This is a genomic window from Occallatibacter sp. (genome assembly GCF_036502485.1).
Taxonomy (GTDB): domain Bacteria; phylum Acidobacteriota; class Terriglobia; order Terriglobales; family Acidobacteriaceae; genus Telmatobacter.
Genome location: NZ_DASXYM010000025.1, coordinates 37512 through 57997 on the forward strand (window position 1 = coordinate 37512; position 20486 = coordinate 57997).

Here is a 20486-nt window from a genome sequence, read left to right on the forward strand (position 1 = left end):
TTTGCCAAGCAGGAAATCACAAGAACAATGCCACGCAGAAATGACATCCAGAAAATCCTCGTGATCGGTTCCGGCCCGATTGTGATCGGCCAGTCGGCCGAGTTCGACTACTCGGGCACCCAGGCCTGCAAGGCTCTCCGGCAGGAAGGCTATGAGGTGGTGCTGGTGAATTCCAATCCCGCCACCATCATGACTGACCCCGAACTCGCCGACCGTACCTACATTGAGCCCCTCACCGCCACCTATGTCGAAGAAATCATCCGCCGCGAAGCGGAAATGCTGGGCCCTGATCACGGCAAGTTCGCCCTGCTCCCCACCGTCGGAGGCCAAACCGCGCTGAACCTCGCCGTCGACCTGGCCGACGCGGGCATCCTCGACAAGTACAACGTGGAACTCATCGGCGCCAAGCTCGAAGCCATCAAGAAGGCGGAGGACCGCCTGCTGTTCAAAGACGCCATGCTGCGCATCGGCCTTGACGTGTCGAAGTCTGCACTCGTGAACAATCTCCGCGACGGCCTCGACTTCGCCGGCAAGCTCGGCTTCCCCGTGCTCATCCGGCCCAGCTTCACGCTCGGCGGCTCCGGCGGCGGCATCGCGTACAACCGCGAAGAGCTGATGGAAATCCTCGCCCGCGGCCTCGACCTCTCGCCCGTTCACGAGTGCCTCATCGAAGAAAGCGTACTCGGCTGGAAGGAATACGAACTCGAGGTCATGCGCGACCTCGCCGACAACGTCATCATCATCTGCTCCATCGAGAATTTCGATCCAATGGGCGTGCATACCGGCGACTCAATCACAGTTGCCCCGGCGCAGACCCTCACTGATCGCGAATACCAAAAAATGCGCGACGCGGCCATCGCCGTCATGCGCGAGATCGGCGTGGAAACCGGCGGCTCCAACGTGCAGTTCGCCGTCAACCCCGCCAACGGTCGCATGACCGTCATCGAAATGAACCCGCGCGTCTCGCGCTCCTCCGCGCTCGCGTCGAAAGCCACCGGCTTCCCCATTGCGAAAATCGCCGCCAAGCTCGCCGTCGGTTACACCCTCGACGAGATCCCCAACGACATCACGCGCAAGACGCCGGCCTGCTTCGAACCCACCATCGATTACGTCGTCACCAAGATCCCCAAGTGGCAGTTCGAAAAATTCCCCGGCGCCGACGACACCCTCGGCCCGCAGATGAAATCCGTCGGCGAAGTCATGGCCATCGGTCGCACGTTCAAAGAATCGCTGATGAAGGCCTGGCGCGCTCTTGAAACCGGCAAGAAAACCGGTCAGGAAGTCATTCTCGAACCACGCCGCCTCACCCAGATGTTGGTAACCCCCAAGCCAGAGCGCCTCTCCTATATCCGCTTCGCCTTCGAGCGCGGCATGAGCGTCCGCGAAGTGGCTCGCCTCACCGGCATGGATCCCTGGTTCCTCCACCAGATCCGCGACATCACCCTTGAGCAGCAGAAGATCGCGAAGACCACACCCGACGAAATCGACGAGACGCAACTCCGCCGCCTCAAGCGCATGGGCCTCAGCGACGAGCGCATCGCCACGGAGTGGTCCCTTGAAGGCAACGACGGCGTAAAGCGCGTGCGCGAACTGCGCGAATCGAAAGGCATCCGCCCCGTGTTCAAGTTGGTCGACACCTGCGCGGCCGAATTCGAATCCATGACTCCGTACCTCTACTCCACCTACGACGAAGAGGACGAAGCGCCCCCGACCGACAAGCCCAAGATCATCATCCTCGGCTCCGGCCCCAACCGCATAGGGCAGGGAATCGAGTTCGACTACTGCTGTTGCCATGCGGCCTTCGCCTTGAAGGAAGACGGCTACGAGACCATCATGGTCAACTGCAACCCAGAGACCGTCTCCACTGACTACGACACCAGCGACCGCCTCTACTTCGAGCCGCTCGTGCTTGAAGACGTGCTCGCCATCTACAACCACGAAGCCAGCAGCGGCGCCAAGATCGGCGTCATCGTGCAGTACGGCGGCCAGACGCCGCTCAACCTCGCGCAGCGCCTCCGCGCCGGGGGCGTGCCTATCATCGGCACCTCACCTGAGTCCATTGACCTCGCGGAAGATCGCAAGCGCTTCGGCAAGCTCCTTGAAGACCTCCACATTCCGCAGCCCGCGGGCGGCACCGCGACCAGCGTCGAAGAGGCTCTCGCCGTCGGCGACCGCATCGGTTACCCCGTCCTCGTGCGTCCCAGCTACGTCCTCGGCGGCCGTGCCATGGTCATCGCCTACGATGCCGCCGCAGTCGCCAAGTACATGCGTGAAGCCGTCGAGTACTCGCAGGAGCGCCCCGTCCTCGTCGATCACTTCCTCGAAAACGCCGTCGAAGTCGACGTCGACGCCCTCTGCGATTCCAAAGACGTGATCATCGCCGGAATCATGCAGCACATTGAAGAAGCCGGCATCCATTCCGGCGACTCCAGCTGCGTGCTCCCCGCCGTCAGCATCCGCGAAGAAACCCTCGACCTCATCCGCGAATACACACGCAAGCTCGCGCTTTCGCTTAAGGTCATTGGCCTCGTAAACATCCAGTTCGCCATTCAGAAGGATGCCACCGGCACCGACCATGTCTACGTGATCGAAGTGAATCCGCGCGCATCGCGCACTGTGCCCTACGTCTCCAAGGCAACAGGGATTCCTCTGGCCAAAGTGGCCGCGCGATTGATGACCGGCCGAACCCTCGCCGAACTGCTCCCGGCGCAACTCGCCACGGGCAAAGATCTCGACGTAGGGGATCACTTCTACGTCAAGTCACCCGTCTTTCCGTGGAACAAATTCGCGGGCGTCGACACTGTCCTCGGCCCGGAGATGAAGTCCACCGGCGAGGTCATGGGCGTGGCCGAAACCTTCGGCGAAGCGTTCGCCAAAGCGCAGCTCTCCGCCGGCCAGATCCTCCCCGTCGAAGGCACCGTGTTCTTCAGCGTTAACGACCATGACAAATCCGCTGTCGTCGATCTCGCCAAGCGCTACGTCGAACTCGGGTTCAAGATCATCGCCACGGAAGGCACCGCGCGCGTACTGCAGGCCGGCCTGGGCTTTGCCATCGACACAGTATTTAAGGTCAAGGAAGGCCGCCCCAACGTCGTCGACCTGATCAAAGGCGATCGCATTCAGCTCATCATCAACACGCCGAGGGGCCAGGACACCTTCTTCGACGAGAAGGCCATCCGCCGCGCCGCCGTGCTGGCGCGCGTCCCAACCATTACGACCATCGCCGCGGCCCAGGCGGCGGCAGAAGGCATCGCTTCCACGCAACGCCACCAGCTCACAGCCTTCGCGCTGCAAACCCTGCACCAGGCGCGCGCATAGTCGCACCCAACAGAGCCGCATTCACTGCCCGTCCCGTAGAGGAGCCGCCGTGAACGCGGCTTTCTCATTTCGAACTGCGAATTATCTATTCCGATTTTCTGCGGCGCAGCGAAAGTCGCGCGCCAATGGAGTAGCCAATCAGCGCCGCCGCAGGCCAGGTGCACAGGAACGGCCCGTTGTCGTCAATTAGCCCGCTGGGACGCGGCAGGCTGAGCAGCGTACGCGATATCTTTTCGCCGGCGCCGCACTCGTTGCACGCGTTAGGCCCGGTCGGCATATCCAGAATCCACAGGCTCACAACCAGCACCCAGATCAGCCCTGCCAGCCATACATGCCCGGCCATCGAGTCGGGCTTCCGGCGGGCAAAAAGCAATCCGACAAAACCTGGCACCGCAACCGAGAGCAGCAGAATGACGTTTTGCGGGATCGACGGTTGAATCGCGTAGCCCAGCAGCATGAGCCCAACCCATGCGGCCAGCCCCACGGTCATGTGCAGAAAGAACGCAAATGCCTGCTGCGACAGCTTGTCGCTTGCATCATCCTCGTCGCTCATCACCAACTTCGTCGTCATCCAACTGCTCCTCAACGTCTTTCGCTGCCTGGAGAACGCGGCCACGAACTTGGGGGATCGCTTACTAACCTACACGCCGCAAACGCAAACCACAATGCTTCCATCGTGTCAGCGTTTTCTTGAGGATGCCGCCTCTGCCACTCCGCTCCGTCAAGTGCGGCGCCGTTTAGAATATCTCTATGCTACTGGAAGGAATCTTCGCCGCAGCCCCCACGCCCTTTTACTCTGACGAGAAGGTCTACTACCGCAAGATCGAGCACAACATGGCGCGTTATTCGCGCACTTTGCTCTCAGGCATGGTACTGCTGGGCTCTACCGGCGAAGCCGTGGAACTGAATGACGCTGAATCGCGCGAAGTGCTGCGCGTAGCTGCCGAGGCCACCGCCCCGGAGAAGGTCCTCATCGCCGGCGTGGGCCGCGAAAGCGTGCGTGCAACGCTGGAAATGGCCGACGCGGCCGCGGAGTTCGGCTACGATGCCGTGCTCGTGCGCACCCCCACCTACTATGCGCCGCTCATGACCAATGCGGCCGTGCTGCACTACTATCGCAGCGTGGCTGACCGCTCGTCGCTTCCAGTCATCCTTTACCACATCCCCAAGTTCGTCCCGTACGCATTCCCGGTTGAGGTGATCGCGGAGCTGGCGCACCACCCCAACATCATCGCCACAAAGGACTCCACCGGAAGCGTCGATCGCATCAAGGCCCTGGTTGAAGCCACGAAGACCGCTCCCAAACGCACTGTGACCGTCACCCCAGTCTTTGAAGCGGTCACCGGCCGCATGCTCAAGCCGAGCTTCCAAGCGACCGGCAGCTTTGTTTCCGCAGCCGAACTGGGCGGTGGTATGGCCCTGGCCGTTGCTCCACCCGCGCCACCGATCAAAACGCGCACCAGAGAAGTCGGCTTCCAGGTCCTCACCGGCTCGCCGGGCACGCTGCTCGAGTCGCTGGAGGCTGGAGCCGGCGGCGCCGTCCTCGGCTTCGCCGCATGCGCCCCGCAGGCCTGCCAGGAGATCTACCTCGCATGGAAAGATCATGACCGCCCTTTGGCCGCCGAGAAACAGCTACACCTCGCCGCCGCCAGCCAGCGCATTGCCGGCGCGCTCGGAATCCCCGGCATCAAGTACGGCTGTGACTTCAACGGCTACTACGGCGGCCGCGCCCGCTCGCCTCTGCTTCCGCTCACTGCGGACCAGAAAGCAGAAGTCGAGCATTTCCTCACCCACATCCGCAACTAAACCAGACCTGGCGAAGCCATAACCGGAGCGCCGTGGACCAGGCCTGCCGCCGTGCGGATTTCCAAATCCGCATTCTGCGAAGGTCAGGCGTTTCCATGATCTCAGCTGCCGTAAGCGCCATCTTTCAGAGCATCAGCAGCACAAACGGAATCGCGACACCTGCTGCCAGAACCACCGCCATCGCCATGCGACCGCGCCGGAACTTCCACGCCATCCACGCCCCGGAGATCGTTGAAGCGAACAGGCTCGCACACACCAGCAGAAAAAATACCTGCATGCCCAGCGGCTTGCGTGGGGGCTGGAACGCCGGTTGCTGCGGCTTGGGCGCGACCGGCGGATTGGGCTGGGCGGCGCCTGCAGCCTTTCCGTCCGGCTTCGCCTCATCAAGCGCAGTCTTCCGGGGCCTCGGCGCGCTTTCCGGGCTTCCTGGACGCCGCTGCGGAAGCTGTGTGCTCTGCTTCTTGTGCAACTGCGCCATCACTGAGATCCAGTGCGGCGGCGTGTAGCTGCCGTCCGGCGAGCGGTCGTTCAGGGAGAGCGTCTGCAGTGCGCCGCTGAAGGCAAAAAACAAAATCGCCGGCGCCGTGAAGATACCAAGATAGAGGTGACACAGTCGTAGCCACTGCATCACGCGAAGCGAACTCATGGATAGTGGACGCTCCTGGATGAATCAGAACCACGCAAACCGGTTGCCGTCGTTTCAACAATACGGCGGCTGCATGGTTTGGACTATGAATCGCCCGCTGCGGATTACACCTGGAACGAAGTTCTGGTACAACCGGGTCGAAGTCTAGCTATACCGCGCCATCGAAACTGGCTCTCTGCTCTCCACCGCCAGAAACCCAACTGGCTCAGCCGAGCGGATCAGCCGGTGCAGGTAAGCCCGCGAGATGCTCAACGAGCGTGCCGCCATCGTCTTGTTCCCATTGTGTTCCCGGATCGCCGTTTCCGCCAGGCGAATCTTGTAGTCACGCAACTGCCGCTCGAATGAGCCAGACGGAAGTGATTCCGCGATCTCCACTTCCGGTGAGTCTTCGCGCAAATGAGCTGGAAGATGGGCAGTCATGATCTGCCGCCCGTCCGCCATAATCACGGCCTGCTGCATCGCGTTTTCGAGCTCCCGAACGTTCCCCGGCCAGCTGTAGTTCTGGAGTACCGTCATCGCCCCGGCGTCAATGCTCGTGACCTGCTTGCCAAAGCTCTGCGCATACCGGCGCAGGAAATGCATGGCAATCTGCGGAACGTCCTCGGCGTGCTCCTCCAGCGACGGAGTCTCAATCTTCATTACGTTGATGCGATAGTAGAGGTCCTGCCGGAACTTGCCCTCCGCCACCAGTTCGCCCAGATCCCGATGCGTGGCGAACACCAGTCGCGCGCGCAGCGGAGTCAGCTTGTTGCTGCCCAGTCGGCTGAACTCGCGCTGCTGTAGCACCCGCAGCAGCTTCACCTGCGTATAGGGAGAGAGCTCGCCAATTTCGTCCAGGAACAGCGTGCCGTCGCCGGCCTGCTCAAATAATCCTTCGCGGGCGCCTACCGTTCCCGTAAACGCGCCCTTTTCGTGCCCGAACAGTTCAGCTTCGATCAGCGTCTCCGGGATTGCTCCGCACGAGACCGCCACAAATGGCTTCCGTGCACGCGATCCGCGGGTGTGAATCGCGCGGGCCACAAGCTCCTTGCCGGTTCCGCTTTCGCCCACCACCAGCACGGAGGCCTCAATGCTCGCAACACAATCAATCAATTGATGCACCCGCTGCATGGCTGCGCTCGTGCCCACCATGGCTTCGCGGTCGCTCGGCACCGCCGGTTCAGGCTCCGGCACCTGCTTGATCAGCGAGCTCTCGTAGGCGCGGCACAGCATCAGCCGCAGCTCACGGATCGAGGGCGGCCGCCGCAGATAACCATAAGCTCCCTGGCGCACCAGGTCGCTGGCGGTGGCGCGCATCTTGTCGTCCACCAGTACCACCACGGTTGTGCCCTCGGCGATCAGCCGCGTCGCGCACTCCACGCGTTCGTGCACTCCCTCATGATGGGAGTTCAGGTCGAGAACAATAATGTCGCAGTTGCGATCCTCAATCAGCTCCCAGATCCCATCCTCTTCCTGTTGATGGAAGAACTGGAATTCTTTGCCCATGGCTGATGAGAGCAACAGCTCCAGAGCCGCGTCCTGCGAGAACAGTCCAACTCGGATCACCTGAGTGCACCCCTGTAATGGAAACTGCACCTACCTTATCGACCAAATCGGGAACCGAGAATACAACCTTTTGTGCAGGAAGGTAACACCGGGGCATGCGCTCCCATTCCCCGCCTGTTGAGCGGTGTCGACCCACCGTTGCACAGGTGTCCCCACCTGTATACAGCTGTTGACATCGGTGGCGCGATTCGAGTGTCAAGCTGTTGCAGTCGCGGGATTTAGCTGCTCCAGATGCTTTGGAAGGTCAATTGCTTCGTGGAAGGGCAGTCAATCTTCTGAAGGAGCCCGGTCATGCAGCAAGCCATTTTCTGGCCAACACTCGTCGTCCTGGCTGGAGCGTCGGCCACTATTCCGGTTGTACAGAATCCGACCACGCGTCACCTTCTCTACTGGGTTGTGCTCTCGCCCCTCGCGCTCGGCGTCGTGTCGGCCTTCTGGCTGGCGGGGATTCGGTAGGTTCGGGATGAGCATCCACTCCGTCGCGTGGTGGCCCACCGTAGCTGTGGTGGGCATCGCTACTTTTACTGACCTGCGCAGCCGGCGCATCCCCAACTGGCTTGTCCTGCCCTTCATGGCCGGCGGCCTCGGGATCCAGGCCTGGCTGCACGGCTGGCATGGAGTGGCGCAAAGCGTCGAAGGGCTCGCACTCGGAGCGTTGTTGTTTGGCGTCCTCGCCGCCATGGGCGGCATGGGGATGGGAGATGTAAAACTGTGCGCCGCCATCGGAGCCTGGATCGGCCCCGCGCAATTGATGCTGGCGCTGGTCATCACCGGCCTGGCAGGCGGCGTGATGGCGGTGGGATGGGCGCTCATCGGCGGCTTTGCTGGTGAGCTGTTCAAAGGCTCCGGGGATTTGTTGCTTGGGTGGAAGCAACGCGGTACGCTCGCACACCCCGAACTCAAGCTGACCAACCCGCGGGCGCGCAAAATGCCGTACGCACCCGCAATAGCCATTGGAACTTTGATTTCGTTCTTCGCCCACTAGGCCGAGATCGCAAAACGAAACCTCTCGACCTGCGCCACCGCGCAGCAGACGAGCCGGGCTTCACAGCCCGCACAGGTGAAATGTCGTTCAACTTAGGGAGCAGGGAATTGGACAGCACATTGGAAAGCGCGGAAAGGGCCGGGACAGAGCTTCTATCGGTCATCGTGATCGGACCCGAAGACCGCCGCCGCACCGACGTGGTTTTCGCCCTGCAGGGCCCGCTGTGTTCTGAACCTCAGCAGTTCTCGCAGTACCCCAGGATGTCACAGATCACGCGCATCGTGAACATCGTTCCCGATGTGGTCATTCTCGACCTCGACAGCGATCCTGACACTGCCCTCGACGTCATCGAAAACATCTGCGCGGCCAGCTCCGCCACCATCATGGTCTACTCCGGCGGCACCCACCAGGACCTGATGATCCGCTGCATGCGTGCCGGCGCCCGCGAGTTCCTCAACCTGCCTCTCCAGGCGTCGACCATGGCTGAGGCCCTGATGCGCGCCGCCGCCCGCCGCGCCTCCACCCGTACTCCCAAAAAAGCCGATGGCCTGCTGAGCGTCTTCTGGGGCGCCAAAGGCGGATCCGGTGTTACTACCCTCGCCACCAACTTTGCCATCGCCGCCGCCCAGGAGTCGGGGTTGAAGGTGCTGCTCATCGACCTTGATATTCCCCTCGGCGATGCCGTGCTCAACCTCGGCCTTACGCCCCAGTACTCCACCGTTGACGCCCTGCAGAACCACGGCCGCCTGGATGGAAACTTCCTCGAGAAGCTCCTCCTGCACCATGACTCCGGCATCCGTGTGCTCCCCGCGCCCGGAAAGCTCGTTCCCGTGCAGTTCCCCGCAGAAGCTGTCAACAAGCTCATTCAGGTGGCACGCCAGGAATTTGATGGCGTAGTCGTCGACACTGGCTCGCGCTTTGACCTGACCGGCACTGTGCTCCTCGATCCAGTTGCCACCATGTACCTCGTTACTCAGCTCAGCGTTCCTGAACTGCGCAACTCCAACCGCCTGGCCGTAGATTTCTTCGGCCCGCGGATGCCCAACTTCGAGATCGTCCTCAACCGCTATGACTCCTCCTCCCTCAACCTCGATGACGATCACATCGCCAAGGTCGTTACCCGCAGGCCCAATTGGAAAGTCCCCAACGACTACAACGCCGTGAGCAACATGCAGAACAGCGCAGAGCCCCTGGCCTTGAATGAGTCCGCCATCGCCCAGGTCATCCGCCAGATGGCTCGCGCCGCCTTCAACGTGCCTGAGAAGCCGGCCCGGAAAAAGAAAATGTTCCTGTTTTAAAGAGAGGTCGAAGCCCTATGAGTTCCCCGGCAGAAGTCCTGGATCTCGAGAAATACAAAATCGATATACATCGGCTGCTCATCTCCAAGCTCGATCTGGAGAAGCTCTCCCGCGTCGACACCCAGCAGGCGCGCAAAGTGGTCGCGGGCCTCATCGACGAGATTATCCGCAGCCAGGGCGTGCCCCTCAGTTTCGATGAGCAGTCCCGCATTCAGTCCGACCTGCTCGACGAAATCTTCGGCCTCGGCCCTCTCGAGAACCTGCTTCGCGACCCTGACGTGTCTGACATCCTGGTCAACAGCCGCGACGTCATCTTCGTCGAGCGCAAGGGCCGCATGACCAAGACCAACACGCGCTTTCGCGATGACGGCCACCTGTTGCAGATCATCGATCGCATCGTGTCCCGTGTGGGCCGCCGCGTCGACGAGTCCTCGCCCATGGTCGATGCCCGCCTGCCGGACGGCTCCCGTGTCAATGCCATCATTCCGCCACTCGCTCTCGATGGCCCTTCGATGTCCATCCGCCGTCAGGGCGGCGGCCCCGTCAACGCCAATCGCCTTGTGGAGCTCAAGAGCCTCACCGCTGAAATGATGACGGTGCTTGAAGCCGCGGCCCGCGCGCGCCTCACCATCCTTATCTCCGGCGGCACCGGCGCCGGCAAAACCACCCTGCTCAATATCCTTTCCCGCAACATCCCCCACAGCGAGCGCGTCATCACCATTGAAGACGCCGCCGAACTGCAGATCGCACTGCCCAACCTGGTGCGCCTCGAAACTCGTCCGCCGAACGTGGAAGGCCAGGGAGCCATTCGCCAGCGGCAACTGCTCATCAACTGCCTGCGTATGCGCCCCGACCGCATCATCCTCGGCGAAGTCCGCGGCGAAGAAGCCTTTGACATGCTTCAGGCCATGAACACCGGCCACGAAGGCTCCATGGCCACCATTCACGCCAATACCCCGCGCGACGCCCTGATGCGTCTGGAGTCAATGGTCGCCATGGGCGGCCTCTCCCTCACTGAAAAGACTGTGCGCTCCATGATCGCCTCCGCGCTCGATCTCATCGTGCAGGTCACGCGCATGAGCGACGGCAGCCGCAAGATCACCAGCATCTCTGAAGTCACCGGCATGGAAGAGAACGTCATCACCATGCAGGAAATCTTCAGCTTTGAAAAACGCGGAATCAGCATGGACGCTCGTGTGCTCGGCGCCTTCAAACCCTCGCGTATCCGTCCCCGCTTCATGGAACGGCTCAAGTCTGCCGGCATCGTTTTGCCGCCTGACACCTTCGACAAAACGCTCGAAATCAACTAACGAGAAAGGAGAGCGAACGATGCTGTTTGTACTTATCTTCCTTGCTGCCTTCGCCATCGCCGCTCCCATCCTGGTGTGGTTCAGCGGCGCGCACAACGCGGCCAAAAAAGAAAAGGTCGCCGCCGTACTCGAAAGCGCGCTCGGCAAGCCGACGGATATCGTCAAGAACGATCCGCTCAGCTTCCGCAGGTCTGAAACCGTCAGCAACATCCCGCTCTTTAATCGCTGGCTTGAAAAGCTCGATCTGATGCCGCGCATCACCCTGATGCTGCGCCAGGCCAACGTCAACTGGACCCCCGGCGCCCTCATCCTGATGTGCCCCGTGGCCTTCGCCATCGTCGCCTACATCGTCGAGCTGAAAACCGACTCGCTGTGGATTGGTCTCGGGTCGGGCGCCGCGGCCGGGGCTCTTCCCTTTGGTTACGTGGCTTTCAAGCGCATGCAGCGTTTCGGCAAGTTCGAGCAGCAACTTCCTGAAGCTCTCGACCTCATCGTCAGCGGCTTGCGCGCCGGCCACAGTCTCAGCTCCGCGCTGGGCCTGGTCACCCGCGAGTGTCAGGATCCCCTCGCCGGAGAATTCCGCATCGCCTTCGACGAGCAGAATTTCGGCCTCGATATGCGCAACGCCCTCGATAACCTCGTCAAACGCGTTCCGCTGCAGGATCTCAAGATGGCCATCACCGCCATCATCATCCAGCGCGAGAGCGGCGGCAACCTCGCTGAGGTCCTCGAAAAGACAGCTCACATGGTGCGCGAGCGCTTTCGCCTCAAGAAACAGGTGAAGGTGCACACCGCCCAGGGCCGTATGACCGGCATCGTTCTCACCATCCTGCCCATCGGCCTCGGCGTGGCCCTCTATATGGTGAATCCCGATAACGAAAGCATGCTCTGGCATCGCGACTTCGGCGTCAAGATGCTGATCTACGCTGTCTGCTCATTGATTGTCGGATCCGCGCTCATTCAGAAGATCGTCCGGTTAAAGGTGTAAGGGGCTGCCATGACATTGCTCATCATCGTATTTCTCTCCGTCTTCCTGCTCATCGGCAGCCTTGGCTTCTTGCTGTTTTATCGCGAAGCCATGATGCAGCGCATCGCGACTGTGGTCTTCGATCGCCCGCGCAAGCGCGGCCTCGCGGGCTCCATTGAGAAAGCCGGCGAGTCGCTGGGCGTCGTCCTGGAAAAGGTCGAAAAGGTTGTTCCCAAATCGCAGTCTGAAGTCTCCATCGTCCGCCAGCGCCTCATCCGCGCCGGGCTCCGCGGCGACTCCGGCATCAAGTACTTCTATGCCAGCAAGGCTCTGGTTCCACTCGCCATCTGCATAGCCCTCTCCTTCACCAGCTTTGCCAAAGAGAGCCCTTTCATCTTCTACGCCGGCGGTCTCGGACTCGGCTATCTCGCTCCTGACTTCTGGCTGGGCCGCAAAATCAAAAATCGTCAGGCGGAGATCAAGCGCTCGCTGCCCGATGTCCTCGACCTGCTCGTCATCTGCCTTGAAGCCGGCCTCGGTATGGATCAGGCTACGACCCGCAGCGCGCAGGAACTCGCCGGCACACATCCCATCCTCGCCGACGAGCTCGACATCGTGGTGCTCGAGCAGCGCGCCGGCCGCCCGCGTTCCGACTGCTGGCGCAACATGGCCGAACGTACAGACGTCGATGTCGTTCGCAATCTCGTCTCGACCTTGGTGCAGGCTGAGCAGTTCGGCACCAGCATCGCCAAAACCCTGCGCACGCACTCTGACACCATGCGTACGCTACGGATTCAGGAAGTGGAAGAACGCGCCGCGAAGACCACCATCAAGCTCATCTTCCCCCTCGTCCTGTTCATCTTCCCCTGCATGTTCGTGGTGACCATCGGTCCGGCCATCATCATCATTCAGGAACAGTTCAAAAACCTCTTCAATCAATAAGGAGAAAGGAGAACGACACATGGATAACGCAACCATCATTCGCATCGTCGCTGGCGCTCTGTTCGTCATCGTGCTCGGGCTGCTCGTGCAGCGTCGCCGCTCTCGCGTCCGCTAGTTCTCGTGGCGTGGCGGGCGCAAGTCCCGCTCCGCGGCAGACCATAACCGCGTGACGGGATAACGCGCTGAACCATCGCGTTATCCCGCGCGCCCATCGCAATACTCCCGCGCTCGGCGCGGTTGCAACTCCACCCGGGTTCGCCCGTGAACGGCTCAGAAAGGAGGACGAGAAATGCAGCGGCAAGACTACTGTGTGTACAACCAGACAAACGAATGCTTTCTCAGCCTCGGAGCGACGCTGGGCGATCGTCCCTTTACGCGTCTCAAGCAATGGATAGGCCTTGGCCGCCGCCGCGCCGATGAAGGCACCTGGTTTCGCCCCTACGAGCGGCATCGCGCCTTAACCCTCTTCATGACCCGCGATCTCGTCTACCTCGACACACGGCAGAGAGTCGTGCACCTTGTAGAATCTTTTCCCGCCCTGCGCAGCGTTCCCCAGCGGCCAGACGCCGCCACCCTGCTCGCGCTTCCCGTGCACGCCATCTCGTCCTCGCAAACCGGGCTCGGCAATCAACTGCTGATCTGCGCGCCTGCTGAGATGGAACGCAAACTGCGCAAGCTCTTCGAGCCCAGCTTCCAGAGCCAGAAGCAGCAGTCGTCCCAGCCGGTTCGTGTAGCCGTTGAGCCCCGCGAACAGCCCCGCGTTCACGCCACCATCGATTTCGCGCAATTCGCGACCGCCTCTGACCGTCGCCCCATCGATCTACTCGGTCCTGACCGAACCGCTTCAGAACGCGGCAATCCTGACCGCGCTCATTCAGACCGCAACACCGATCGCAGCCTCGCGGAGCGCGCCAACACCGATCGCACCCTCCCGCCGCCAATTTCTCTGGATGCCGGAATTCTCTCGCTTCCTGCCGTCCGCAACCTCACCGGGACCGGACTCTATCTCGTCACCCGCGAACGCTGGCCCATCGGTGCCGAAATCAACATGAGCCTGCAGCCAGGCGGCGGCATCCGTGATGACTCCGCTCCTCCCGTAATGGTCCGCATGCGCGTCACACGATGGGGCTCCGACGGCGTCGGGCTGGAGTTCGCCGGAACTGCGGCTGAACTCACGGAACTGAAGTCTCCCTACGTCTGCTGATATGCCCTCATGCCGCCTCCAATCCGAGACCACGAAGCCCGCACACACCTGCTGCGCAGGTTTCTTTCGGCGGCCAAAAATACTCCGCGTCCCACCCTTGCGATCTCTTTCTGTCACACGGGTGGAAGACCACGTTGCGTGGCCCGACTCGCAGGATGCGAAAAAACTTGCTTCAGCCACTGCTTTGAAAGGGCACGAATTCATTCGTGCCAATAACCTGCGCGGGATGAATTCGGTTTTAGCCGCTGCGGGATGGGGTCGGGCGTTCGGCCACAATGATAGGCCTCTTTCCCGAGCCTCGTCAGTCGTTCTCCGGAATGATCAGCAGAACCTCGACAGCCGTAGCCTTACCCTTTTGCTCCGCGGGGCGGAACTTCCACTGTCCCAACTCATGCAGGACAAAGCTGCCGTGCGCGTATTCCTCGGGATAGGCGATGGCCAGGTTTACCAAACGCCCGGCTTCGTTCAGCACCCCATGCACCATCAGCGCATCGGCGTTCAGATCTTTGGAAAGCAGATTCGGCCGCAAAATGTCATAGGGCCACGGCGCGTCCAGATGCGCCACCGCTCCAGCGCCTGCCGCGTCGGCGGATCGCAGTTGGGCATATTGCAGAATCCACGCCTTGGGCGTGCCCACGTGAAGGTAAGCGGTGTACGCCACCCGGTCGCTCCACACCTGCAGCGTCTCCGGATACTGGTCGGAGAGCGGAGCCCCCAGCACCACCACGCCGAACCTGCCGTCCTGCGGCAACTGGATATGCTCGGCAGACTCGCCGGCCGCAGACCCGTTCTGCGCCGAATCCTGTGTATCGTCCACACGCACACTGCTGCCCGTCACACGCGCCGGCTCGCCCGTCCCGCTCTGCCCCAGAGCTGTACCCTCCTGCAAAGACTGCTGAGCCCCAGCCTTATCCGTGTTGCCCTTCGTCTCGTTCACCGGCGGCAGAGCCACGGTGCCTTTATCCATCCGCAGGTCGCTCACCGTCAGGATCGGAGCAGAGGTGGGCTCAACCGCCGCCTTGGAGACCGTAGAGGGCGGAGTCTTCGCCTCCTCCGGCCCCTTCACCGCAACCGGCGAGCTGTTACCCGCCGCAGCCGTTTTGAACACCGTCGGGCGTTCCGTGGAGCTCTGCGGCAGGTCCGCCATCTCCAGTTCCTCGTTCGGCAGCTCGAGAGAAGTCTGCACATTCACGGTGTTCGGCTTGTCGGGGACAGGCGGCGCAACTTCGGTAGCCTTCTTCAACTCCGGGGGCGTCCAGATCAGCACCGTGGGCAGCGGAACCTGCTGCGCGACCGTGGTGTTTGCTTTGATCTCGGGCTGCACAATCATCTGCTTGCCTTGCCCGCCTTCGGGCAGTTTCAAGGGCGGCACGTCCGCGTGGCTCTGCTGGATCTCCGCAGCCTGCTCGCCGCGGCCGGATCTGCCGGCCTTTCGATCCTCATTCCGGGCAGCCCGCGCACCGGGTCTCTGATTCGGATACAGCGCTTCGGCATCGCGCGAGCCAGCCGTCTCCGGAGCATCCAGCTGCAGGTGCCGCACCTTGTAATTCCGGCTGAGAGGATCCCGGACGATCGTGGGGTTGTGGAGCAGAGCCCACGAGACCATCAGGACGCCCAGCCCATGCAGCACGCTCGAAAGAGCGAAAGCAGGGTATCCCCGGCGCCCCGTCGCCTGCGCCTGGAACAGCCCCGTCAGTTCATCTCCGGTGTACGTCAACTCCAGGTCCCTCGAAGACTTGAATTCCGCAGTACCACAGGTCTTTGCAGCCAGACCGAATGCCGTCCGCGGATGTGCCATTCCCTTACGTCAGGCGGATGCTCTGTTTCCTGGTTGAGCGGATGTGAGGCCAGTATAGCGCCACTTCACTCAACTTCCGTGCTGTGCTGTCTGCCACTTACGTCGCATTCCGTCCTCGGGATTCTCGTTCTATTCTCAGTTCCGCGCACCCTGTCATTTCTTCCATCCGTCTGGGCACGCGGCACTCAACAGCGTTTCGCACCACTGTCGGAGCAGTACATCCTATGAATCGCAAGCTACTCACGGTACTCCTCTTGGCCTTTGCCCTCGCGGCAGGCTGCTCATTTGTGGTCTACCGCATGGTCGGGCATAAGGTCGCCTCAAACCACGCCGCCCACACCACAAAGGTGATCGCCGCGTCGGCTGATGTCCGGCTGGGAAGCATCCTCACCGCCCAGAACATCACTACCGTCGAGATCGCGGGCGCGGTGCCAAAGGGCGCCCTCCTTAATCCCGAAGATGTTATCGGCCGCGGCGTGATGAGCGATCTTTACCAGGGTGAGCCCATCCTCGACAGTCGTCTCGCCCCCAAGGGCTCCGGTGGAGGACTCGCCGCCAACATCAAGCCCGGCATGCGCGCCTGCGCCGTCAAAGTCGACGAGGTCGTCGGCGTCGCCGGCTTCGTCACCCCCGGCATGCGCGTCGATGTGCTCGCCTCAGGCGATGCGCCTGGTAACCCCGATCCCAAGGAGGGCACCAAGGTCAAAACCCTTCTTCAGAACATCGCCGTTCTCTCCGCAGGCACTGACATCCAGAAAGACGCTGAAGGCAAGCCACAGCAGGTCCATGTCGTTAACTTGCTTGTCGATCCTGACCAGGCCCAGTTGCTCAGCCTCGCCAGCACCCACGCTCAGATCCAGCTCGTGCTACGCAATCCCCTCGACACCGCGACCACCACAGTGCAGACCACAGCCATGGGGTCCATCTTCACTGAGGATGCAGTCGCGGCGCCCATCAAGCATCCGGCTCACTCTGGCGGCGCATATATCCGCCCCGCAGTAGCCCGCACCGTTTCCGTTGAAGTCATCAACGGCGCCCAGCGAAGCGAAAAGAAATTCGCGGCGTCCGAGGCAAGCGAATGAAATCCCATACTTTCTTTTCGGGCAGCCTGACACCAAACCTGTCGCGCGCCCTTTTCGTTGCTCTCTCTGTTACCCTGGCGATTCCCGCCGCGCCGGCCCACGCCGCCAAGGCCAAGTCCACCTTGCAGGGTGGCACCGCCGCGCGCCAGGACGCCACCAACGAGCTCGCTCTCGTCGTCGGCCGCTCCGTGCTCCTTGATACCGCGCAGTCCGTACAGCGCGTGGCCGTCGGCTTGGGCGACTTCGCCGAAGCCTCCGTCATTTCCCCCAACGAGATCATGGTCAACGGTAAGGCTGCCGGTGAAACCACCCTCATCCTCTGGGAGTCCGGCGGCAACCGCGAGTTCTTCAACGTCGTTGTGCGGCCCAGCTCCGCCGCCGCCAGCGATCGCCTCGAAGGCATTCGCCGCGAAATCCGCACAGAGCTCCCTGGACAGACCGTCAAAATCACCCAGGAGAACGGCTCCGTCTTCCTGCGCGGCAACGTTGACAGTCTCACCAGCTCTGACCGCGCCGTCGCCATCGCTTCCGCGGGCTTGGCCGAAAAAGGAGCCAAGGTCGTCAACCTCCTCAACGTGAACGTCCCGGCCTCCAAGGCGCAGATCCTCCTCAAGTGCAACTTCGCCAGCCTTGATCGCTCCAAGAGCAAGGAGCTCGGCATCAACTTCTTCTCCACCGGCTTCGGCAACGTCATCGGCGGCGCCAGCACGGGCCAGTTCTCCCCGCCCAGCGTTACCTGGCAGCCTAACGCCAGCGGCAGCGGCCTCACCACCACGGCCGCGCTCTCCAATGAGCTGAACCTCTTCGCCTTCTTCCCCGGCCTCGACCTCGGCGCCACCATCCGCGCACTCGAAGACAAAGGCCTCGTTCAGGTGCTCTCTGAGCCCAACGTCCTCGCGGAAGACGGCAAGCAGGGCTCCATCCTCGCCGGCGGCTCCTATCCGTATCCCGTCGTCCAGGGATCCGCAAGCGGCGGCAACACCGTCACCATTCAGTTCAAGGAATACGGCATTCGCCTCATCTTCCTGCCTCACGTGACGGCCCGCGGCACCATCGACCTCCAGATCATCTCTGAAGTCAGCTCGCTCGACTTCTCCAACGCCGTCACCATCTCCGGCTTCACCGTCCCCGGCCTCGCCGAGCGCCGCGTCCAGACCAGCGTCGAGCTCGCTAAAGGACAGAGCTTCGCCATCGGCGGCCTGCTCGACAATCGCACCACCGAGACTCTGCAAAAAATTCCATACATCTCCAACATCCCCATCCTCGGCAAGTTCTTCCAGTCGATCAGCAAGACAAAGAACAACTCCGAGCTCATCGTTATCGTCACACCGGAGCTCGTGCAGCCCGCGCCCGAGGGCACCGTTCCCCTGCCCAATTTCACTGAGCCGTTCCTGCCACCCCACTCCACCACGCCCATGCACCATCCTGACGGCTCAGGAGACACAGCAGCCCACGCCGCCGTGCCCCCTCCCGTCACCATACCGGTCGAGCAGCTCATCCAGAACCTCAAGGACCAGCCACTGGTCACCGACAGCACTGGAGCCTACAGCGGTTCTGGGTACGGCACCACCGGAGCCTCCACCGCCGGAGCCGCCACCCCCAACGCCTCTCAGGCCCAGGCGCCACAGCAGTAGGAAACGGCGTGCCTGAATCTACATCCGCCGCCCCGCAGCAGCCGGGCCAACCTGCGTCGCAGCCGATCCACGCTGCGACGCACCGCCATAAGCCCTCCATCCTGCGCCGCCTCTTTCCCTCCAGCAAATCCTCCGCACCCGCGCCCAGGTTTCTGCGCATCCTCAACCTCACCCGCCAGACCGAAATCGGCAATCACATCGAGATTGCCGACAACCCTGCCCGCCGCAATAAAGGACTCCTCGGCCGCACTGGCCTCGAACCCGGCGAAGGTCTGTGGATCGTTCCCTGCGAAGCCGTCCACACTTTCGCGATGAAGTTCTCCCTCGACCTGATCTACATCGACCGCCGCCATCGCGTCGTGAAGATCCGCCAGTCCGTACCCCCATCCCGCATCTCCGCCGCCCTTCGCGCTCACTCCGTCATCGAACTCCCCCCCGGCGCCATCGCCACCACCCAGACGCAACCCGGCGACCAGCTTCAGCTCGACACCCTCTAATCCAATCGCGCTCCGGGCCACGCTGCGTGTCCTCTTCAGTAGCTTTCCGCGTCATCCATCCCTCTCTCTGCCTCCATCGATCCCGCACGGCTGTATTTTCTGCTAGCTCCCAATCGAGCCGCGGAAGGGTAAACAGGTAGTCGACTACTTATCCGCTCGGCGTGCCTGCTTCAATCACCAGTTGTCCGTTCAGTGGCGCGGGAACGTCCAGAACGAAGCGCATCCGCCTTGTTGTCTCAACGGCATGAACCGTCATGACCATCAGAGGTTCTGCCCACCACGCTCCAGGGGAGCGGTGATCCAACCCGGAGAAGCGATGAAGATCAGATCGACAGCACTCTCAGCTGCCTTTGCGTTAGCCGCCCTTCTCGGCACAGCCGCCATTCCGGCGTTCGCCGCGAAATACGAGACCATCGACGCCACTGCCGGCGGAACCAGCACCCAACTCGGCCGCATGGGCACCATCCGCCTCATCATTTACGAATACTCACAAGCCGACGATCGGCAGATCCTGGTCGAAGCCTTCCAGCATGGGCAGAATGACGGTCTCGCCAACGCTCTGGAAAAGATGAAAGCGGTGGGCCGCATCACCATTCCCGGTACCCTGGGCTTCGATGTCTCCTACATCCGCGTAGTCAAGACCCCTACGGGCCGCTCCATCCGCTTCATCACCAATCGCAAGATCGCCTTCGGAGAACACTACTGGGACTCCCAGTCCAAGTCCTTCAATTTGACTGCTGGCGAAATCAACATCGATGACCAGGACAAGAAAAAGAGCGGCGGCGTCCTCTTTCCCGCTACCCAGCTCAACGTCAACAAGGACGGCGAACTCCAGTGGGACCTCAGGCAGAACAAGTGGACCCTCAGCAACGTCATTGTGTGGCCCGGTGACTCCACCAAAGAGAAGTAGTCCCTCGCCTTACGCTGCACGAGCGGGCAAAACGAAACCCTGAGGAGCATTCCGCATGACAACCAAACTTTGCTTCCGCACCCTCCTTGTCTCGGCCTCCATCCTTGCAATGGGCGGCGTTGTATCCCTGGCCAAGAGCAAGTACGTCTGCGATGAACCGAAACCAGAGGATAGGTGCACAGCCGCAAACACCTGCGGCTCCGCCTCTCAGGTCTGCACCATTAACGTCAGGAAGTCCGGTGATGGCGCTTCAGTCAAACCCAGTGTTCCCGACAGCAAAGGCAACCAGTTCTTCTGCATCAAGGCGGGCACAAAGGTCGTCTGGATGACCTCCAGCAAAAACACCGGATTCATGATTTCGTTCGGTACCGACTCCCCCTTCAATCCCGACGATCCCATCGTGGGTGGCGGAAATAAGCCCATCACCGTGACCGCGCAAAACCCCGGTTGCTACAAATACGATGCGGGCGCGTTCTACTCAGGAGCCGTCTACGGGATGAGCGGCGGCAGCAAACCGGAATTCGTCATCATCCCATGATCGTCG

At 61.7% G+C, this 20486-nt stretch carries 18 protein-coding genes; 14 read left to right on the top strand and 4 right to left on the bottom strand.

Annotation, left to right across the window (positions count from 1 at the left end; genetic code table 11):
• Nucleotides 1-27 precede the first annotated feature (27 nt).
• Nucleotides 28-3318: a carbamoyl-phosphate synthase large subunit gene (carB, locus tag VGL22_RS04390; RefSeq protein ID WP_465265671.1), complete on the top strand. Its 3291-nt coding sequence runs from the start codon at nt 28-30 to the stop codon at nt 3316-3318.
• Between the two features lie 85 nt (nt 3319-3403).
• Here the strand turns inward: carB and VGL22_RS04395 are convergent, their stop codons facing one another.
• A complete protein-coding gene (locus VGL22_RS04395) occupies nt 3404-3889 on the bottom strand; it encodes a hypothetical protein (RefSeq protein ID WP_465265672.1) in 486 nt (161 codons plus the stop codon).
• A gap of 179 nt (nt 3890-4068) precedes the next feature.
• On the opposite strand from VGL22_RS04395, the gene VGL22_RS04400 reads away from it, so the two are divergent.
• Complete coding sequence (locus VGL22_RS04400; protein ID WP_465265673.1) at nt 4069-5124, top strand: dihydrodipicolinate synthase family protein; 1056 nt, start codon at nt 4069-4071, stop codon at nt 5122-5124.
• A 124-nt stretch (nt 5125-5248) separates the two neighbouring features.
• Here VGL22_RS04400 and VGL22_RS04405 read toward each other — a convergent pair whose 3' ends face one another.
• Both VGL22_RS04405 and VGL22_RS04410 read right to left on the bottom strand, forming a co-directional pair.
• Complete coding sequence (locus VGL22_RS04405; protein ID WP_465265674.1) at nt 5249-5770, bottom strand: PepSY domain-containing protein; 522 nt, start codon at nt 5768-5770, stop codon at nt 5249-5251.
• A 144-nt stretch (nt 5771-5914) separates the two neighbouring features.
• Nucleotides 5915-7315: a sigma-54 interaction domain-containing protein gene (locus VGL22_RS04410; protein WP_465265675.1), complete on the bottom strand. Its 1401-nt coding sequence runs from the start codon at nt 7313-7315 to the stop codon at nt 5915-5917.
• Nucleotides 7316-7606: 291 nt separating this feature from the next.
• Between VGL22_RS04410 and VGL22_RS04415 the strand changes: the two genes are divergently transcribed.
• The 7 genes from VGL22_RS04415 to VGL22_RS04445 all read left to right on the top strand — a co-directional run bounded on the left by VGL22_RS04415 (nt 7607) and on the right by VGL22_RS04445 (nt 14021).
• Nucleotides 7607-7771, top strand: a complete 165-nt coding sequence (locus VGL22_RS04415; RefSeq protein WP_465265676.1) for a hypothetical protein — start codon at nt 7607-7609, stop codon at nt 7769-7771.
• Between the two features lie 7 nt (nt 7772-7778).
• Nucleotides 7779-8300, top strand: a complete 522-nt coding sequence (locus VGL22_RS04420) for an A24 family peptidase (protein WP_465265677.1) — start codon at nt 7779-7781, stop codon at nt 8298-8300.
• A gap of 107 nt (nt 8301-8407) precedes the next feature.
• The gene (locus VGL22_RS04425; protein ID WP_465265678.1) at nt 8408-9598 is read left to right on the top strand and encodes a nucleotide-binding protein; all 1191 of its coding nucleotides are present in this window, start codon (nt 8408-8410) and stop codon (nt 9596-9598) included.
• Between the two features lie 17 nt (nt 9599-9615).
• Complete coding sequence (locus tag VGL22_RS04430) at nt 9616-10908, top strand: CpaF family protein (RefSeq protein WP_465265679.1); 1293 nt, start codon at nt 9616-9618, stop codon at nt 10906-10908.
• Between the two features lie 19 nt (nt 10909-10927).
• The gene (locus VGL22_RS04435) at nt 10928-11896 is read left to right on the top strand and encodes a type II secretion system F family protein (RefSeq protein WP_465265680.1); all 969 of its coding nucleotides are present in this window, start codon (nt 10928-10930) and stop codon (nt 11894-11896) included.
• A 9-nt stretch (nt 11897-11905) separates the two neighbouring features.
• Nucleotides 11906-12817, top strand: coding sequence for a type II secretion system F family protein (locus VGL22_RS04440; protein WP_465265681.1), 912 nt, complete (start codon nt 11906-11908; stop codon nt 12815-12817).
• A gap of 289 nt (nt 12818-13106) precedes the next feature.
• The gene (locus VGL22_RS04445) at nt 13107-14021 is read left to right on the top strand and encodes a hypothetical protein (RefSeq protein WP_465265682.1); all 915 of its coding nucleotides are present in this window, start codon (nt 13107-13109) and stop codon (nt 14019-14021) included.
• Nucleotides 14022-14322: 301 nt separating this feature from the next.
• Here VGL22_RS04445 and VGL22_RS04450 read toward each other — a convergent pair whose 3' ends face one another.
• Entirely contained in the window at nt 14323-15819 is a 1497-nt protein-coding gene (locus VGL22_RS04450) for a hypothetical protein (protein WP_465265683.1), read from the bottom strand.
• 224 nt (nt 15820-16043) lie between these two features.
• Between VGL22_RS04450 and cpaB the strand changes: the two genes are divergently transcribed.
• The 5 genes from cpaB (at nt 16044) to VGL22_RS04475 (ending at nt 20480) form a co-directional block, all read left to right on the top strand.
• A complete protein-coding gene (gene cpaB, locus VGL22_RS04455) occupies nt 16044-16901 on the top strand; it encodes a Flp pilus assembly protein CpaB (protein ID WP_465265684.1) in 858 nt (285 codons plus the stop codon).
• Nucleotides 16898-18535: a type II and III secretion system protein family protein gene (locus VGL22_RS04460; protein WP_465265685.1), complete on the top strand. Its 1638-nt coding sequence runs from the start codon at nt 16898-16900 to the stop codon at nt 18533-18535. The genes cpaB and VGL22_RS04460 overlap by 4 nt, the downstream gene beginning before the upstream one ends.
• A gap of 8 nt (nt 18536-18543) precedes the next feature.
• Nucleotides 18544-19032: a DUF192 domain-containing protein gene (locus VGL22_RS04465; RefSeq protein WP_465265686.1), complete on the top strand. Its 489-nt coding sequence runs from the start codon at nt 18544-18546 to the stop codon at nt 19030-19032.
• Nucleotides 19033-19348: 316 nt separating this feature from the next.
• Nucleotides 19349-19942: a hypothetical protein gene (locus tag VGL22_RS04470; protein ID WP_465265687.1), complete on the top strand. Its 594-nt coding sequence runs from the start codon at nt 19349-19351 to the stop codon at nt 19940-19942.
• A 55-nt stretch (nt 19943-19997) separates the two neighbouring features.
• Complete coding sequence (locus VGL22_RS04475) at nt 19998-20480, top strand: hypothetical protein (protein ID WP_465265688.1); 483 nt, start codon at nt 19998-20000, stop codon at nt 20478-20480.
• Nucleotides 20481-20486 lie beyond the last annotated feature (6 nt).

What these genes read in the sequence shown, in the direction of transcription:
- VGL22_RS04460 (WP_465265685.1), top strand. Translation starts at nt 16,898, where the DNA reads ATGAAATCCCATACTTTCTTTTCGGGCAGCCTGACACCAAACCTGTCG.
- VGL22_RS04420 (WP_465265677.1), top strand. Translation starts at nt 7,779, where the DNA reads ATGAGCATCCACTCCGTCGCGTGGTGGCCCACCGTAGCTGTGGTGGGC.
- VGL22_RS04450 (WP_465265683.1), bottom strand. Translation starts at nt 15,819, where the DNA reads ATGGCACATCCGCGGACGGCATTCGGTCTGGCTGCAAAGACCTGTGGT.
- VGL22_RS04395 (WP_465265672.1), bottom strand. Translation starts at nt 3,889, where the DNA reads ATGACGACGAAGTTGGTGATGAGCGACGAGGATGATGCAAGCGACAAG.
- VGL22_RS04475 (WP_465265688.1), top strand. Translation starts at nt 19,998, where the DNA reads ATGACAACCAAACTTTGCTTCCGCACCCTCCTTGTCTCGGCCTCCATC.
- VGL22_RS04405 (WP_465265674.1), bottom strand. Translation starts at nt 5,770, where the DNA reads ATGAGTTCGCTTCGCGTGATGCAGTGGCTACGACTGTGTCACCTCTAT.
- cpaB (WP_465265684.1), top strand. Translation starts at nt 16,044, where the DNA reads ATGAATCGCAAGCTACTCACGGTACTCCTCTTGGCCTTTGCCCTCGCG.
- VGL22_RS04430 (WP_465265679.1), top strand. Translation starts at nt 9,616, where the DNA reads ATGAGTTCCCCGGCAGAAGTCCTGGATCTCGAGAAATACAAAATCGAT.
- VGL22_RS04445 (WP_465265682.1), top strand. Translation starts at nt 13,107, where the DNA reads ATGCAGCGGCAAGACTACTGTGTGTACAACCAGACAAACGAATGCTTT.
- VGL22_RS04470 (WP_465265687.1), top strand. Translation starts at nt 19,349, where the DNA reads ATGAAGATCAGATCGACAGCACTCTCAGCTGCCTTTGCGTTAGCCGCC.
- VGL22_RS04435 (WP_465265680.1), top strand. Translation starts at nt 10,928, where the DNA reads ATGCTGTTTGTACTTATCTTCCTTGCTGCCTTCGCCATCGCCGCTCCC.
- VGL22_RS04415 (WP_465265676.1), top strand. Translation starts at nt 7,607, where the DNA reads ATGCAGCAAGCCATTTTCTGGCCAACACTCGTCGTCCTGGCTGGAGCG.
- VGL22_RS04400 (WP_465265673.1), top strand. Translation starts at nt 4,069, where the DNA reads ATGCTACTGGAAGGAATCTTCGCCGCAGCCCCCACGCCCTTTTACTCT.
- VGL22_RS04440 (WP_465265681.1), top strand. Translation starts at nt 11,906, where the DNA reads ATGACATTGCTCATCATCGTATTTCTCTCCGTCTTCCTGCTCATCGGC.
- carB (WP_465265671.1), top strand. Translation starts at nt 28, where the DNA reads ATGCCACGCAGAAATGACATCCAGAAAATCCTCGTGATCGGTTCCGGC.